Source organism: Psychrosphaera sp. (genome assembly GCF_982872775.1).
In genome coordinates this window covers 1-15,354 of sequence record NZ_CEYNSH010000017.1, presented here as the reverse complement: position 1 = coordinate 15,354, position 15,354 = coordinate 1, and the positions used below count along the sequence as shown (strand labels likewise).

The 15,354-nt window shown below is 41.6% G+C and carries 16 protein-coding genes; 10 read left to right on the top strand and 6 right to left on the bottom strand.

Features of this window, described 5'->3' with window-relative positions:
* The first annotated feature begins 94 nt into the window (after nt 1-94).
* Together AC4E96_RS06805 and ilvN are read left to right on the top strand one after the other, a co-directional pair.
* Nucleotides 95-1,840, top strand: coding sequence for an acetolactate synthase 3 large subunit (locus AC4E96_RS06805; protein ID WP_490255302.1), 1,746 nt, complete (start codon nt 95-97; stop codon nt 1,838-1,840).
* Nucleotides 1,837-2,331 (top strand): acetolactate synthase small subunit, encoded by a 495-nt coding sequence (gene ilvN, locus AC4E96_RS06800; protein ID WP_488033427.1) that lies wholly within the window; start codon nt 1,837-1,839, stop codon nt 2,329-2,331. Before AC4E96_RS06805 ends, ilvN begins: the two co-directional genes overlap by 4 nt.
* A gap of 70 nt (nt 2,332-2,401) precedes the next feature.
* On the opposite strand, the gene AC4E96_RS06795 is transcribed toward ilvN, so the two are convergent.
* Together AC4E96_RS06795 and AC4E96_RS06790 are read right to left on the bottom strand one after the other, a co-directional pair.
* On the bottom strand, nt 2,402-3,667 hold the full coding sequence (locus AC4E96_RS06795; protein WP_490255301.1) for an HlyC/CorC family transporter: 1,266 nt from the start codon (nt 3,665-3,667) through the stop codon (nt 2,402-2,404).
* Between the two features lie 92 nt (nt 3,668-3,759).
* Complete coding sequence (locus tag AC4E96_RS06790) at nt 3,760-4,569, bottom strand: cytochrome C assembly family protein (protein ID WP_488033425.1); 810 nt, start codon at nt 4,567-4,569, stop codon at nt 3,760-3,762.
* A gap of 259 nt (nt 4,570-4,828) precedes the next feature.
* Between AC4E96_RS06790 and ffh the strand changes: the two genes are divergently transcribed.
* The 7 genes from ffh (at nt 4,829) to AC4E96_RS06755 (ending at nt 10,792) form a co-directional block, all read left to right on the top strand.
* Nucleotides 4,829-6,205: a signal recognition particle protein gene (gene ffh, locus AC4E96_RS06785; protein ID WP_488033424.1), complete on the top strand. Its 1,377-nt coding sequence runs from the start codon at nt 4,829-4,831 to the stop codon at nt 6,203-6,205.
* A 235-nt stretch (nt 6,206-6,440) separates the two neighbouring features.
* Nucleotides 6,441-6,686, top strand: coding sequence for a 30S ribosomal protein S16 (gene rpsP, locus AC4E96_RS06780; protein WP_488033423.1), 246 nt, complete (start codon nt 6,441-6,443; stop codon nt 6,684-6,686).
* A 27-nt stretch (nt 6,687-6,713) separates the two neighbouring features.
* Nucleotides 6,714-7,253: a ribosome maturation factor RimM gene (gene rimM, locus AC4E96_RS06775; protein ID WP_488033422.1), complete on the top strand. Its 540-nt coding sequence runs from the start codon at nt 6,714-6,716 to the stop codon at nt 7,251-7,253.
* 2 nt (nt 7,254-7,255) lie between these two features.
* Nucleotides 7,256-8,020, top strand: a complete 765-nt coding sequence (gene trmD / locus AC4E96_RS06770) for a tRNA (guanosine(37)-N1)-methyltransferase TrmD (RefSeq protein WP_490255300.1) — start codon at nt 7,256-7,258, stop codon at nt 8,018-8,020.
* A gap of 33 nt (nt 8,021-8,053) precedes the next feature.
* Nucleotides 8,054-8,422, top strand: coding sequence for a 50S ribosomal protein L19 (gene rplS / locus AC4E96_RS06765; protein WP_488033420.1), 369 nt, complete (start codon nt 8,054-8,056; stop codon nt 8,420-8,422).
* 235 nt (nt 8,423-8,657) lie between these two features.
* Nucleotides 8,658-9,779 carry a bifunctional chorismate mutase/prephenate dehydrogenase gene (tyrA, locus tag AC4E96_RS06760; protein ID WP_488033419.1) on the top strand — a complete coding sequence of 374 codons (1,122 nt, stop codon included), beginning with the start codon at nt 8,658-8,660 and terminating at the stop codon, nt 9,777-9,779.
* A gap of 170 nt (nt 9,780-9,949) precedes the next feature.
* Nucleotides 9,950-10,792 carry an HDOD domain-containing protein gene (locus tag AC4E96_RS06755; RefSeq protein WP_490255299.1) on the top strand — a complete coding sequence of 281 codons (843 nt, stop codon included), beginning with the start codon at nt 9,950-9,952 and terminating at the stop codon, nt 10,790-10,792.
* Nucleotides 10,793-10,979: 187 nt separating this feature from the next.
* Here the strand turns inward: AC4E96_RS06755 and rdgC are convergent, their stop codons facing one another.
* Nucleotides 10,980-11,882 carry a recombination-associated protein RdgC gene (gene rdgC, locus AC4E96_RS06750; protein ID WP_490255298.1) on the bottom strand — a complete coding sequence of 301 codons (903 nt, stop codon included), beginning with the start codon at nt 11,880-11,882 and terminating at the stop codon, nt 10,980-10,982.
* 74 nt (nt 11,883-11,956) lie between these two features.
* A complete protein-coding gene (locus tag AC4E96_RS06745; protein WP_490255297.1) occupies nt 11,957-13,693 on the bottom strand; it encodes an ATP-binding protein in 1,737 nt (578 codons plus the stop codon).
* Nucleotides 13,694-13,894: 201 nt separating this feature from the next.
* Here AC4E96_RS06745 and ung point away from each other — a divergent pair, with 201 nt between their 5' ends.
* On the top strand, nt 13,895-14,587 hold the full coding sequence (gene ung / locus AC4E96_RS06740) for a uracil-DNA glycosylase (RefSeq protein WP_490255296.1): 693 nt from the start codon (nt 13,895-13,897) through the stop codon (nt 14,585-14,587).
* Nucleotides 14,588-14,679: 92 nt separating this feature from the next.
* Here ung and AC4E96_RS06735 read toward each other — a convergent pair whose 3' ends face one another.
* Complete coding sequence (locus AC4E96_RS06735) at nt 14,680-14,862, bottom strand: DUF3545 family protein (RefSeq protein WP_488033414.1); 183 nt, start codon at nt 14,860-14,862, stop codon at nt 14,680-14,682.
* A 172-nt stretch (nt 14,863-15,034) separates the two neighbouring features.
* The coding region (locus tag AC4E96_RS06730) for an EamA family transporter (RefSeq protein WP_490255295.1) at nt 15,035-15,354 on the bottom strand (320 nt) is incomplete at its 5' end.

Below are 15,354 nucleotides of genomic sequence, written 5' to 3'. Positions count from 1 at the left end.
GGTTTGATGAAACCGACAACCCAATTTTTGATTTGTTTTTAAAATAAGTCTCGAATAAAACACAAACAAAAACAGTGGAATAAGAGTGGGAACAATGATGACGGAAAAGCACAGGCTGACTGGCGCACAAATGGTGATCCAATCACTCAAAGAGCTCGGCACCGAACTTTTGTTTGGTTATCCGGGTGGCGCAGTATTGGATATTTACGATGCGTTATATCAAGAGCCTGAAATTAAACACATTTTGGTCCGTCATGAACAAGCTGCGACACATGCAGCCGATGGCTACGCCCGAGCGACGGGTAAGCCAGGCGTCGTATTGGTGACATCAGGACCAGGAGCAACGAATGCTCTTACAGGTATCGCAACGGCTTATATGGACTCGATTCCTATGGTCGTGATTTCGGGTCAGGTACCCAGTTCGGTCATTGGTCAGGATGCCTTTCAAGAAACAGATATGATTGGTTGCTCACGACCTATCGTTAAGCATAGTTTTTTGTGTCTCAAAACCGAAGATATTCCAGAGTACATTGCCAAAGCTTTTTATATTGCGACGACAGGTCGTCCGGGCCCTGTTGTGGTCGATATTCCAAAAGACTTGGTTCACGACACGCCTTTGTATGATTTTGAGCTGCCAAAAAACATCGAAATGCGCTCGTATAAACCAACCCAAAAAGGCCATCAAAAACAGATTAACAAAGCGGTTAATCACCTGATTTCGGCCAAACGTCCAGTGATTTACACTGGTGGTGGCATCGTCACCGCAGACGCATCAGAGCAGCTTATTGAAATCGCTGAGTTACTAAATGCACCAGTGACCAATACCCTCATGGGGCTAGGTGGCTTTCCTGGCACGCACAAACAATACGTGGGTATGTTGGGAATGCACGGTACCTTTGAGGCAAACAGTGCAATGGGCCATGCCGATGTGATTTTGGCGTTAGGTGCTCGGTTTGATGACAGGGTCACAAACAAAATTGAGAAGTTTTGTCCCAACGCATTGATCATCCACGTCGATGTTGACCCGGCAACGATTTCAAAAATCATCAATGCTCATATTCCAATTGTTGGCGATTTACGTTTGGTAACGGGGCAATTGCTCGACAAGTTAAAACAGGTCGAATACGAGCCTGATTTTCAAGCTCAAGGCCGCTGGTGGGATGATATAGAAACCTGGCGACAGCGAGATTCGTTAAGTTATGAAACCCAGCACAATGAAGCGAGTACAGGCCAATTAAAACCTCAAGCGGTAATTGAAGCCCTGTATGAAGTCACCAATGGCGATGCCTACATTTGTTCTGATGTTGGTCAACACCAAATGTTTGCCGCTCAGTATTACACCTTTGATAGACCACGTCGTTGGATTAACTCTGGTGGCGCAGGCACGATGGGGTTTGGCTTTCCGGCCGCAATGGGCGTCAAGTTAGCGTACCCAGATGCTCAGGTGATTTGTGTCAGTGGTGATGGTTCTATCCAAATGAATATTCAAGAGTTGTCGACGTGTTTGCAATACGGTATTCCAGTCAAAATCGTATTGTTAAACAATTCATCTCTTGGCATGGTGAGACAGTGGCAGGATATGATTTACCAGGGGCGTCACTCTCATTCTTATATGGAGTCTTTGCCTGATTTTACCAAGCTTGCAGAGGCTTACGGTCATGTTGGTGTCACTATAGATCATAATGACAACCTAAAGGAAAAGTTAGCAGAAGCATTAGCGCTTTCTGACCGACTGGTATTTATCAATGTATGTGTCGATGAACAAGAGCACGTGTATCCAATGCAAATAAAAGGCGGTGCAGTCAACGAAATGTGGCTAGATAAAGGAGTGAAAGCATGAAGCGTATCATCTCACTTATCATAGAAAACCAACCAGGTGCGTTATCGAGAGTGGTGGGATTGTTCTCGCAGCGCAGTTTTAATATTGATAGCTTAACCGTGGCACCAACGGAAGATATTTCATTGTCACGCCTAACCGTTGTGACCTCGGGGGATAGTCATATTGCCGAGCAGATCAGCAAGCAGCTCAATAAGATCATTGATGTACTAAAAGTCTTTGAACTCACAGAACAGTCGCACGTAGAAAGAGAGTTAATGTTGATTAAAGTCAAAGCCGTTTCTCCGGCACAACGTGATGAGCTCAAGCGCACCGCCGATATTTTCAGAGCTCACATAGTGGATGTCACACCATCGACTTATACCGTCCAAATGGTCGGTGATGGTGAAAAACTCGATGCGTTTATTACGACTATTTCACAAGTGTTTAATATCGTAGAGACTGCAAGAACTGGTGTTATTGGATTAGGGCGTGGCGAAAAGACAGTTCGTTAATTTTAGTATTTCATCGTCATTACTGGGCGACAGTCATTAAAAAAGCAGCCTTGGCTGCTTTTCTTTTTGGTTATTCAGTCTCTGGCGGTATAACCCTAACTTTTGCGACCTTGTTATCAGTCACATCAACAATTTCGATGGTGTAGTCATCCATAGGAATCGAAATACCTTCCTCCGGGATGTCTTCCATGTATTCCAAAACCAAACCATTTAAGGTCTTAGGTCCGTCAGTAGGCAAATCCCAATCCATCTCTTTGTTGATTTCGCGGATGTTGGCGCCACCTTCGATGACATAAGTACCGTCTTTTAATTCTTCGACTTCATCGCTGGTGTACACCGCCATGCCTGTTGTGAAGTCACCAACGATTTCTTCAAGTATGTCTTCTAGAGTGAAGAGACCTTGGATGTCGCCGTATTCATCAACAACCAAGCCGATACGTTCTTTGTTTTGCTGTAGTTTTTGCATCAAGATAAAAATCGAGGTGCCTTCAGGCGTAAAGTAGATTTCTCGTACTGCTCGTAATAGAGAGTTTTTACAGAAGTCATCTTTAGCCAATAAGCGCAACGCGTCGCGAACGTGAATAAAGCCAACAGCATCATCGATATTGTCTCGGTACAACAATAAGCGAGTATGTTGTGCATTGGCTAACGCACGTTGAATGTCTTTCCACTCACTGTTGATATCTAAAGCAAATATTTCGTTGCGAGGGACCATGATATCTTCAACTTTAATGTTTTCGATATCGAGTAAGTTGACCAACATGTTTTGTTGTTTGTCTTGTAACAAGCTACTTGATTCGTTTACAACCGTACGGAGCTCTTCGGTACTCAGGCTATGTTCTTCGCGGTCTTTGGCACTGACTTTTAATAACACTAACAGGCCATTGGTAATGAAGTTCACCAGAATTACAAACGGGTAGAATATCTTCATTAATATGTTCAGTAGCCATGAGCTAGGAAAGGCGACACGCTCTGGATGAAGTGCCGCGAGTGTTTTTGGCGTAACTTCTGCGAATATAAGAATGATAAAAGTCAAAAACAAACCGGCTATAGCAATACCCAAATCACCATATAATCGTTGACCTATGATAGTGGCGATAGCCGATGCAGCGATGTTGACGAGGTTATTACCTATAAGGATTAGACCTATCATTCTGTCTGGACGGTCCATTAGTTTGGACACTCGAATGGCGCCTTTGTGGCCTTCATTTTCTAAATGTTTGAGGCGATATTTGTTGATCGCCATTAAACCGGTTTCAGAACTAGAGAAGTAGGCAGAAATTAAAATAAGTACAGCCAGGGCGATAAAGAGGGAGCCCGTTGATATGTCGTCCAAGTAAATGGTTCCTATTTAAAAAATAATAATAAAAGTATGGTGTTAACGAAATCTATCATTCATTTGTTTGTAAAATACGTCAAGTCCAAGACTTAACTTAAGAGTATCTCTCTTACAAAACGACTACCGAAGTAACCCAATGACAAAATAATAGCACCAATGATGGTGATAATTGCACTTTTATGTCCACGCCAACCATAGATTTTGTGGCCTAACGTTAGAGAGACAAAAATGACCCATGCGACCAAAGACAATATAGTTTTGTGAGCATAGTCTTTTGCCCACATGCTTTCTAAAAACGCAAAGCCGGTGATTAAGGCTGCGGTAAGTAACAAAACACCTAAACTCATCAATTTAAAGTGCTGGTTTTCGACCACATTTAATGGTGGTAAATAGCTGTTGAGCGATAAGGTTTTGGTTTTGAGTTTGGTATCAATGTAATGAAATTGCAGAGCGTACAAAGAAGCAATAACCAAAATACAATATGCAGCAACCGACAACACAATATGAACTAGCATAGGGAGCGAAGTCGTTATGATTGCACTGTGATAAAGCGCTGAGTTTTGAGGGGTGATGACCAAAAACAAAGAAAGCAGTGCAGCAAATGCAGTGGTAACTAAGACCATCATTGGATTAAATTGTTTTATTGAACGCCATAAAATGACCGCGTTGATAAGACCGCTAACAAGCAATGACATGGATGCCAAAGACAGGGTAAGTTGATCATCAATATATAAAGCTTGCTTAGCAACGACTAACTCAAGCGCCGTTGCAATGACGGCAGCAGGTAAAATAATTTTGGCTTGGTTTTGGGCATGCGTATAAATCGAGCGCGCACAAAATACAGCGCTTAATAGAAAGCCAGCCAGACAAAGCAATAAACCAATAAAAATGACGCTCACCTGTTGTTCCTTTTTAATATTCGAGTCATTGTTATAATGAGTCTGAAAAATAACACGATTCTGACTTATAGACTAGCGCTACAACACACAAAGATAACGAGCGCACGAGCCTACTCGTACGTTCTTATTAAACTAGCATTTTCACCGCTATATTTTAAAAGCGCAGACGTATATAATCAGAGGTATTATCGTAAATTTACATTCGTGCAGTGTTGATGGTTTTGACACTAGCCCAATAAATAAAGAGCAGTGAACATTCATGTTTAGCAATTTATCCGATCGTTTATCCGAATCACTGAAAAAAATCAGTGGTCGTGGCCGCCTAACGGAAGACAATATTAAAGACACGCTCCGCGAAGTCAGAATGGCGTTACTTGAAGCTGACGTCGCACTTCCTGTCGTACGTGAGTTTGTAAAAGCAGTTAAAGAGCGTGCAGTCGGTGAAGAAGTAGGTAAAAGCCTAACGCCGGGGCAAGTGTTCGTTAAAATCGTTCAAAGTGAGCTTGAAAAAGCCATGGGCGACAAAAACGAAGATTTAAATCTAGCAGCACAACCACCTGCGGTTGTGATGATGGCAGGTCTGCAAGGTGCGGGTAAAACGACCTCTGTTGGTAAACTTGCTAAATTTTTAAAAGAGAAAAAGAAAAAGTCAGTTTTAGTTGTTTCTGCTGACGTATACCGTCCTGCGGCGATTAAGCAGCTAGAGACTTTGGCAAGTGAAGTTGAAGTAGAGTTTTTCCCAAGTAGCGTTGATCAAAAGCCTATCGATATTGTTAATGGTGCTATTGAACACGCCAAGAAAAAGTTTTTTGATGTTCTTCTAGTCGATACGGCCGGTCGTTTAGCGATTGATGAAGCCATGATGGACGAGATCAAAGAGCTTCACGCAGCAATCAACCCAGTTGAGACTTTATTTGTTGTTGATGCAATGACAGGTCAAGATGCCGCAAATACCGCTAAAGCCTTTAACGAAGCGCTACCTCTGACTGGCGTTATCTTAACCAAAGCGGACGGTGATGCACGTGGTGGTGCAGCGCTATCGATTCGTCATATCACTGGTAAGCCGATTAAGTTTATCGGTATGGGCGAAAAGACGGATGCCTTAGACCCATTCCACCCTGAACGTATTGCAAGTCGTATTTTAGGCATGGGTGACGTATTGTCACTTGTTGAGCAAATCGAATCTAAAATCGATAAAGACAAGGCCGAGAAAGTTGCCAAGAAGGTAATGAAAGGTAAAGGCTTTGATTTAGAAGACTTCCGTGATCAATTAACTCAAATGCGTAGCATGGGCGGTATGTCTAGCTTGATGGACAAGATGCCTGGTATGGGAAAAATTCCAGACTCGGTAAAAGGTCAAGTTAACGACAAGCAGTTCATTCAAATGGAAGCCATCATTAACTCAATGACGCCAAAAGAGCGTGCGCATCCAGATTTATTAAAAGGCTCTCGCAAACGTCGTATTGCGGCGGGTAGTGGTACTCAGGTTCAAGACGTGAACCGTTTGCTTAAACAATTTACCCAAATGCAAAAAATGATGAAAAAAATGAAAGGCGGCGGTCTAATGAAGATGATGCGCGGCATGGGCGGTGGCGGAATGCCTAAGATGCCTGGTGGTTTTCCGCGTCTGAAATAAAAATAGCTTTAAGTAAGGCAACAGGAGCATCGTTTTGGTGATGCTTTTGCTAGAATATTGAAAGGTCATCGGTTGATGGCCTTTTTTGTTGGTCAGTTTACTGATTAAAATCTAGCTGACTACAAATTCAACTTGAAATTTTTCACCAGATCCGTACAATTGCGCGACCTTTTTTAGGGTGTCTAAAAAGGGTGGTGAATGTTCACCTTAACCATTAGTAATAATTGAGGAAATTATGGTAACTATTCGTTTAGCTCGTGGTGGCGCGAAAAAACGTCCATTCTACTCAATCGTAGTTGCAGATAGCCGCCGTTCACGTGACGGTCGTTTCATTGAGAAAATTGGCTTCTTCAACCCGATTGCAGCTGGTCAAGAAGAAAAGATCCGTATCGACCTAGATCGTATTGAACACTGGGTTGGTGTAGGTGCACAGGTTTCTGACCGCGTTGCAAAGATCATTAAAGACGCGAAAGCGGCTTAATGTAGCAACATTAGTAAAGGTTTATAAATGAGTCAGTTAAATAATTCAGACGAGTTAATTCTAGTCGGTAAAATTGGTGCCAGTTATGGCATTAAAGGCTGGTTCAAAGTTAACGCCTTTACCGAAGTCCCTGAAGGGATCTTCGATTATAGTCCGTGGTTTGTAACCAATAACGGACAGCAACACCAAGTGAAGGTGACCGATTGGCGCCGACACAACAAAGGCCTTATCGCTAAGTTCGATGGTGTGGACACTCGAAACGATGCAGAAGCTTGGCTTCACGCTGAAATTTCAGTTCGCGCTGACCAGCTGCCTGAATTGGCAGACGATGAGTTCTACTGGCGTGACCTTAAAGGCATGCAAGTAGTGACTGATAAAGGTTACGACTTAGGTACAGTATCTGGCCTTATGGAAACGGGTTCAAATGACGTATTGGTTGTTGATGCAAACGCGAAAGACGCATTCGACAAATCAGAACGTTTAATTCCGTATATTCAGGACGATGTAATTCTTTCAGTCAATAAGGAAGAAAACACCATAACGGTGGACTGGGATCCGGGATTCTGACAATGAATTGTCAGTTGTGGTTAGGAGTGATTTCACTCTTTCCGGAAATGTTTGACGCGATTACCCAACAAGGCGTAATCAGCCGAGCCATTAAAAACGGTACTATCGAGTTTAATGCGTGGAATCCTCGTGATTTTGCTCATGACAGACATAGTACAGTGGATGACCGCCCTTACGGTGGTGGTCCAGGAATGTTGATGATGGTGCAGCCGCTGACGGATGCGATTCACGCAGCCAAAGAAGCAGCAGGCGAGGGCGCGAAGGTGATTTATTTATCTCCGCAAGGTCGCAAGCTGGACCAGCAAGGCGTTAAACAGCTAGCACAAAACAAAAAGTTGGTGCTGGTCGCGGGTCGTTATGAAGGGATAGATGAACGAGTGATTCAATCGGAAGTCGATGAAGAATGGTCGATTGGAGATTTTGTTCTAAGTGGTGGTGAGTTACCGGCCATGACGCTGATTGATGCAGTGTCAAGAATGATTCCTGGGGTACTTGGTCACAAGTTATCTGCAGAACAAGATTCATTCGCTGACGGTTTACTTGATTGTCCACATTACACAAGACCTGAAGTACTGGCAGGCCAACGGGTGCCAGACGTGTTACTTAGCGGTAATCACGAAAAAATCCGACAGTGGCGCTTAAAGCAGTCACTAGGCAGAACCTGGTTGCGAAGACCTGATTTAATTAACAATCTAGCTCTGACTGAAGAACAGAATCGATTGTTGAACGAGTTCCAACAGGAACACGACAACGTTGAGAATGTTTAGATATGCAGTGTAACCTAGAAAAGTGAGAATATAATGAGCAAAGTTAGTCAAAACATCATTAAAGCTCTTGAAGAAGAGCAAATGAAGTCTGATGTTCCTGCATTTATGCCAGGTGACACAGTTGTTGTAAAAGTACGCGTAAAAGAAGGCAACAAAGAGCGTCTTCAGGCGTTTGAAGGTTTCGTATTAGCGAAGAAAAACCGTGGTCTACACTCTTCTTTCACAGTTCGTAAGATTTCTAACGGTGAAGGTATTGAGCGTACATTCCAAACGCACAGCCCGATTATCGATAGCATCGAAGTTAAACGTCGTGGTGACGTACGTCGCGCTAAACTATACTACATGCGTGAGCGTTCTGGTAAGTCAGCACGTATCAAAGAGAAGTTATCTAACAAGAAGTAATATACCGCAAGGTATTCTTGTTAACTTCGATGAAAAAAGAGGAGCACATAGTGCTCCTTTTTTGTTTCTATAATCCTTATAAAACCTATTTCCCTCTCCTGTCACAGAAGCTTTCGACTACAATTTCAGCATTCAAATAGATAAAGATGGCTAAGTTACAAATGCGCTTGCTTTATTTAGAGTTAAAACGTAATTTCAAAGTCAGCTACTTATCAATTATTAAAAGGATGATCGCGTGTCTTTAGATCACTTACGCCAAGAAATCGATGAAATTGACTCTCAATTAGTTGAACTGCTCGCCAAACGCCAAAGCGTTACTGCTAAGGTCGGTGAATATAAAAAGCAGGTTGGCAAGGCGATATATGATCCCGAACGTGAAGCATCATTGATTGGTAAGCGCAGAAAGATGGCAGAAGGTTTATCCCTTAATCCAGACCTGATCGAGGACTTGCTGCGTCGTATCATGCGTGAGTCTTACCAAAGCCAGCATAATTCCTACCGATGTCTCAATCCCAATGCCAAGATTGTGGTTGTTGGTGGCCGCGGCGCATTGGGTCGACGTTTTGTTGATATGTTCACCCGATCAGGCTATGACGTCGACATTATTGAGCAAGACGATTGGCCAAACGCTGAAGCTATATTAGCCACAGCGTCTTTGGTGGTGTTGGCAGTGCCAATTCAATCGACGGTAGAGGTTATTAAAAAGCTTCCTCCGTTACCAAAAAACTGTGTATTAGCAGATTTAACTTCACTTAAAGGTGAGCCACTAGATGCTATGCTAGAAGCGCACCAAGGGCCTGTGGTCGGCTTACACCCGATGTTTGGTCCAGATGTACCCAACTTTGTTAAACAGGTTGTTGTCGTCTGTCACGGCCGTGAGCCATTAGCGTATCAATGGCTTATTGATCAACTAGCACTTTGGGGCGCTATATTAGAAGTTGACCAAGCTGAGCAACATGACAAAAGCATGGAGCTTATCCAGGCGATGCGACATTTTACGACCTATGTTTACGGTCGCTTTTTGGCAAAGCAGAATCCAGACCTTGAGCAACTACTTCGCCTAAGTTCTCCTATTTACCGATTAGAATTAGCCATGACTGGCCGATTGTTTGCACAGAATTCTCAGTTGTACGCAGACATTATTTACAACGCCAAAGACATCAAACAGCTCAGTGCGGACTTCCTAACTGAACTACAATTTGCGATTAATGATTTAGTTGAAGATGACAAAATTGCCTTTAAAAACGAATTTGATGAAGTTGCAATTTGGTTTGGTGATAAGTCCCAAACGTTTCTGGCAGAAAGCCGGACTATGCTCAAAACCGCGCATGACGCTAAGTCATACAAAAACAAATAAATGTTTGTTACGTATCAAAAAAAGTGACATTTTAAGTGTTTGTGATCTGGCTAAATAAAAATACTGAGCTAATATTCACTTTATCATCCTGCTACTTTTTTTGGGTTGAATAGCGTCGGCACTTGAGTCGACGTGAGCTAACAACAATTCGTGATTTTATAGGACTCTTTATGTCAACTGAAAACGCCTTACTGACCATACTTGTCGAAAAAATTCAAAGCGACTCTTTAGTTCTTCCTACTTTGCCAGAGATAGCCATTAAAATTCGTGAAGCAGCGGACGACCCAGATGTAAATCTTAATATGATGGCAGAGGTCATTGCGCAAGACCCTGCATTATCAGCAAGGTTAGTTAAAGTCGCTAACAGTGCGTTTATGGGCCGCTCAGTCAAAGTTGAATCTCTAAATCAGGCGGTAACTAGGATTGGACTTCGTCAAATTAAGAATATCGCCACAGCGATTGCAATGGAACAGCTTTTTGTTTCTAAGAATGAGTTAGTTCGTGACTACATGAATAAGAGCTGGGAAATGACGGTCTCAGTCGCTTGTGCCTCAATGGCGGTGATGCAGCATTGGTCCAAGAGTAATCGTCATACATCACTCAACATTGACACGCTGACACTTGCGGCATTGGTTCACAGCATAGGTGTACTCCCTATTTTGACAGAAGCCGAGCGGCATGAAGAAGTGTTTGCTAACCCTAGCTTTTTAGAGACAGCGATTAAACGTATGGCAGGTAAACTTGGTGGCGCAATTATGCGTTCATGGGAGTTTAGCGGAGACTTCATTGAAGTAGCAGAAAAATGGAGTGACTTGGCCTACCAAACTAAAGAAGTGAGCTATATCGATTTTGTTCGTATGGGCGCCTTTTATAATGACGTATTGGGCAAAGGTCTGGCGGATGAAGACAAATATCAACAGTTTATCGATAAGGGTATAATTGAAGACACTGAGCTGTTTAAATCAGATGAATTTGCCAAATCCTTGAGTGATATCAAAACAGTCTTTGCTTAAACAGCAGTGTGGGTTTGTGCGGTTATCTAAACGAAAGTTAACTGATAGGCGCTTCGGATAAATAAAAGATTCAGAAACAAAAAAAAGAGCTTTTAAAGCTCTTTTTTTGTTTCTAAAGACCTGCCTTTCAATGAAATACTTTAAAAAAGCCTGAATTTAACATTTTACTATTACAGGCAGCATTGCTTTATTCAGCTTCGCTATTCCAAACGCGGGTTAAGTCAATAATTAGGTTATTGAGTTCGCCAGTCATAAGGGCAAAGTCGGCGTCAAACTTGGCTAATTTATCATCGTTTGGCACATCGTCTGTCTGCTCTTTAACGATGTCCAAAAACTTAATCTGTTTTAAAGCGGCTTCTTCGTTAATAACAAACTTGGCTTTTTCATCCCACACTAATCCTAGCTTGTGAACATATTTACCATTACTAATATGTAACTGCACTTCATCTTCAGTCACGTCGTGGTTTTTAAGCTTTGCTGATGCGCCTTCTTCATCTAATGCTTTAAGTTCGATGTCACTGGCAAACAAAAATGGCGAAGGTAATTGATCTTCTTTTACCCATTTTGTCATGGCAATCATCAAGTCTTGTTCTGGCTTGTGTGGCAAAATGGGTAGAGAACCTAGACATTGTCTTAGTAACGCCAAAAGTGCTTCTGCTTTATTGGCACTACTTGAATTAACGACAATCCATTGATTGCGTACATCTATATATGCGTACAAACGACTGCTTTTGGTAAAGGCCTTTGGAAGTAGTTGTTGAACAATTTCTTCTTTCAAAGATTGCTGCTCTTTTTTACCTACTTTTTGGCCTCGTTCGTGTTGAATCAGTTGGACTTTCTCTTCAAGCGCTTCTTTGATAACGGCGGTTGGTAAGATTTTTTCTTCGGTTTTTAAGCTGATTAAAAAGCAGGTGTTGGCGGCATGTAATAACGCTTCTGTACCAGGAATAGCCGGAACCCAACCTTGTTTCATTTGATCCTGACTGCCACATGGTCTAAACACATGTTCTTGAAGCTGTTCTGTTATTTGTTCGGCGGTTAAGTCAAAAGGTTTGGTGAATTTGTAAATTAACGCGTTATTAAACCACATACTGCATTTCTCTTAATTGTCGGGTCGCTGATAATAACAAACCGACAATTTTTAACACCCGTTAATAAGCAAAATTAGTTAAATATTTTGGGGATTTTGATTCGGTAAGTCAGACCTTCCCCTACTTTACTCGTGGCGGTGATTTCGCCTTTCAGTGTCTGTTTAACCAAGTTGTAAGCGATGTTAGTGCCGAGGCCAGAGCCGCCATTATCACGACGTGTCGTGTAGAATGGTTCAAATAATAAAGCCAGTTCGTCTTCAGAGACGCCTTTGCCGTTATCAGAATATTCAATTTCAATGAGGTCTACTTTATCCTCGACAGTGATATTTATTTGGCCCTCTCGAATGTCAACAAAACCATGGATAACACTGTTAATAATAAAGTTGGTAAATACTTGAGAGACGGCACCGGCTGGTAGCTCAATGACTAAATCATCAGGACAATTTATGTTTACACAGTGATTGGCCTTTTTAAGTTCGGGTTTTAATGAAATAACGATTTCTTGCAAATAGTCTTTGATGTTTATCTGACGGTTGGCTTCACTTGCTTGATCGACGGCAATTTGTTTGAAGCTCGCGATTAATTCGCTGGCACGTTGTAGGTTATTCAGTAACAACTCAACACTTTGATTACTCTCAGCCAAAAAGTTTTTCATATCTGCAGCACTAAGTGACTGATTGTGAAGTTTAGTGTCAATTGTTTTTAAGCGCTCTGCTAACACACTGGCTGCGGTAACACCGACGCCTATAGGCGTGTTTACATCGTGTGTTATACCGGCGACAAGTCCACCTAGCGCTGCGAGCTTTTCAGATTCAACTAATTTACCGTGGGCAAGTCTCAAATTTTCGATGGTTTGTTCGAGTTCATGAGTTTGTTCGACAAGGCGTGTTTCTGTCAGTGTACGGTTTTCTATTTCTTGTTTAAGTTCGTTTTGCTTGGTCTCTAATTGATATTTTTGCTTTTGCAAATCCATCATTGCTTGACTCAAGTTAGCTGTTTTTTTCGCTACTTCCTGTTCTAGCAATAAGTTTTGTTGATCAAGCATGTCGTTGCTGTTGAGCAGCTTTTTTTGAGTCTGTTTAAGTTCTATTTGAGACTCCCAAAAACGCGCCATCATTTTATTAAAAGATTCTTGAATAACGATCAGCTCAGAGCCCTCAATCTTCTTGACGTTGATGGAACTGTCTTCCAAATTATCTAAATCAACCTTCTCAATTTGCTCTACTAACTCTTCAAGTGGGTCAGTAAGGTGTTTCCTAAAAGCCATTAAAAATAACAAGATTAAGAACGTCGTTTTAAAAAGTGCACTGCCCAACATAAAATAAATAGACAAAATTATGCGGTCAACGACAACGTCCCTAGAAGAATATAAGCGAACATCCCCAACCAAGGTATTTCGATTTGAGAATTGAAAAATGAGTGGGAATTGGTAGCCAAATAATGAGTCATCTGTCTCAATAAATGTTCCTTCACTTGCAAGCTCCGACGTATATTCTGCTTGTTTTGGAACAACGCCCTTTTGGGTAAGTAAAGCACCAGTGTCATCACGTATGACGATGCCCTCTATCATAGGTATTGCAATCAGGCCTTCAGAAATAGACACGACTTGGGCAGTATTAAGTTCCCATATGGCTCTTGTAAGGCTTGCTGAGAATGTATTTTCCAGAGTTTGCAACTCGTTGCTGATGTAGCTTTTCGTATTGCGATATTCAGCGACAATCTGAACGCAGGTGACCAAAAACGTCAAAACAAAATAGACGGATAGAACACTAAAAAGTAATCGTTTTGAAATGCTATTACTGTGCTTCATGCAATCAAGTACCTACGGACTATATTTTTTTAACAGACGCATAAAATCATAGTGTTATGCGAAATTTATGCTTTAGTGTATCTGATTGTAATTTCAAAACAAATTAACAACTAAAGAATTGATAAAAATAGTTTTATTTTAATTCGTGACTATATCTTAGTAGACTTACGGAATAATTGCTTACCTAAGGGTCTATAAAAAGTGTTTTGTGAAACAAATGAATTAGAATCGAATAGCGGTTGGTCGGCTTTTTTTAAGAGCGAAACACAAAAATCTTATTTTATCGAATTGGATGAGGCATTAAATAAAAAAGCAGCTCAAGGTGCCGTAATCTACCCGCCTCGAGTAGACATATTTAATGCTTTTAAGCTTATTGAGCCTAAAGACGTAAAAGTAGTTATTTTAGGTCAAGATCCTTATCATGGACCAGGCCAAGCACATGGGCTGAGCTTTTCTGTTTTACCCGGTCAAAAAATACCGCCATCACTGAGAAATATGTTTAAAGAATTAGCGCTTGAGTACCCGAACTTTGAAGCGCCCGAGCACGGTGACTTGACGCAATGGGCCAAACAAGGAGTACTGTTGCTCAATGCTACTCTAACGGTTGAAGATGCAAACCCAAACATCCATCAAAGGCTTGGTTGGCAAACTTTTACAGATGCAGCAATCAAGTATGTTAGTGAGCAATGCGAAGGGGTAGTGTTTTTATTGTGGGGGGCTTTTGCACAGAAAAAGATATTCTTGATAGACGAAAAGCGCCATCATATTTTGAAGAGTGCCCATCCATCCCCGTTGTCAGCACGACGCGGTTTTTTTGGTAATGAGCATTTTAAAACGACCAACGAATTATTATCAAAAGCAGGTAAAGCACCAATAGATTGGCGATTAAGCTAATTGATAAAAGGCTTTGGTGTGACGACTAGACTCATCAAAGCCTGATTCAGCGTTGATTGTTGCGCTCAGGTTATTGCCTGAGCTACTTGGCTTTAAAAGTCCAAGTCAGCTAGATCATAGTCTAGTGATGCATCTATGTCTTTCAGTTCGTTCCTTAACCGATATTTGTCTTTGATTGATTCAATCTCTCGCCATTTGCGTTTAGAACCACGTTTACCGCGTTTTGGCGTTTCTTGCGTAGTGTTCGCTTCAAATAACTCAGCTAGCCCTTCCATATTGGCCCCCTTAATGTGTAATTATTATTTTCATAAGGATGATGGGTGAAAGTACAATTAACACCCAAAATGCTTACGATGTTTTTATCACAACCGGGGACAATGTAAAGATAAAAAATGAAAAAAATATGAACAAATTGTGAATTATTTTTATACGCAAATTGGTTGGAAACTAGGCCTTGTTTTTTCTTTTTAATAATCCAGTAGTTAGCATTACACCAACCAAAATCATTATTCCGCCAAACAACATATTTAGGTATAAGGGCTCTGATAAAAACACACTGCCAAACAAAACACCGAAAATCGGCACCAGGTAAGTGACTGACATTGCGGTTGTTGCGCTGGTGTGTTCGACCAAACGATAAAAGATAAGGTAGGCGACTCCTGTACATAAGGAGCCGAGGGTAATGATGGCGAGCCACGGGCCGAGTGTTACCGTTGACAAAAAGGCCCAGCTTGTATTTAGCATCAATATTGGTAAAACAATTATAG

What these genes read in the sequence shown, in the direction of transcription:
- rpsP (WP_488033423.1), top strand. Translation starts at nt 6,441, where the DNA reads ATGGTAACTATTCGTTTAGCTCGTGGTGGCGCGAAAAAACGTCCATTC.
- AC4E96_RS06745 (WP_490255297.1), bottom strand. Translation starts at nt 13,693, where the DNA reads ATGAAGCACAGTAATAGCATTTCAAAACGATTACTTTTTAGTGTTCTA.
- rplS (WP_488033420.1), top strand. Translation starts at nt 8,054, where the DNA reads ATGAGCAAAGTTAGTCAAAACATCATTAAAGCTCTTGAAGAAGAGCAA.
- rimM (WP_488033422.1), top strand. Translation starts at nt 6,714, where the DNA reads ATGAGTCAGTTAAATAATTCAGACGAGTTAATTCTAGTCGGTAAAATT.
- ilvN (WP_488033427.1), top strand. Translation starts at nt 1,837, where the DNA reads ATGAAGCGTATCATCTCACTTATCATAGAAAACCAACCAGGTGCGTTA.
- ffh (WP_488033424.1), top strand. Translation starts at nt 4,829, where the DNA reads ATGTTTAGCAATTTATCCGATCGTTTATCCGAATCACTGAAAAAAATC.
- AC4E96_RS06735 (WP_488033414.1), bottom strand. Translation starts at nt 14,862, where the DNA reads ATGGAAGGGCTAGCTGAGTTATTTGAAGCGAACACTACGCAAGAAACG.
- trmD (WP_490255300.1), top strand. Translation starts at nt 7,256, where the DNA reads ATGAATTGTCAGTTGTGGTTAGGAGTGATTTCACTCTTTCCGGAAATG.
- AC4E96_RS06755 (WP_490255299.1), top strand. Translation starts at nt 9,950, where the DNA reads ATGTCAACTGAAAACGCCTTACTGACCATACTTGTCGAAAAAATTCAA.
- rdgC (WP_490255298.1), bottom strand. Translation starts at nt 11,882, where the DNA reads ATGTGGTTTAATAACGCGTTAATTTACAAATTCACCAAACCTTTTGAC.
- AC4E96_RS06805 (WP_490255302.1), top strand. Translation starts at nt 95, where the DNA reads ATGATGACGGAAAAGCACAGGCTGACTGGCGCACAAATGGTGATCCAA.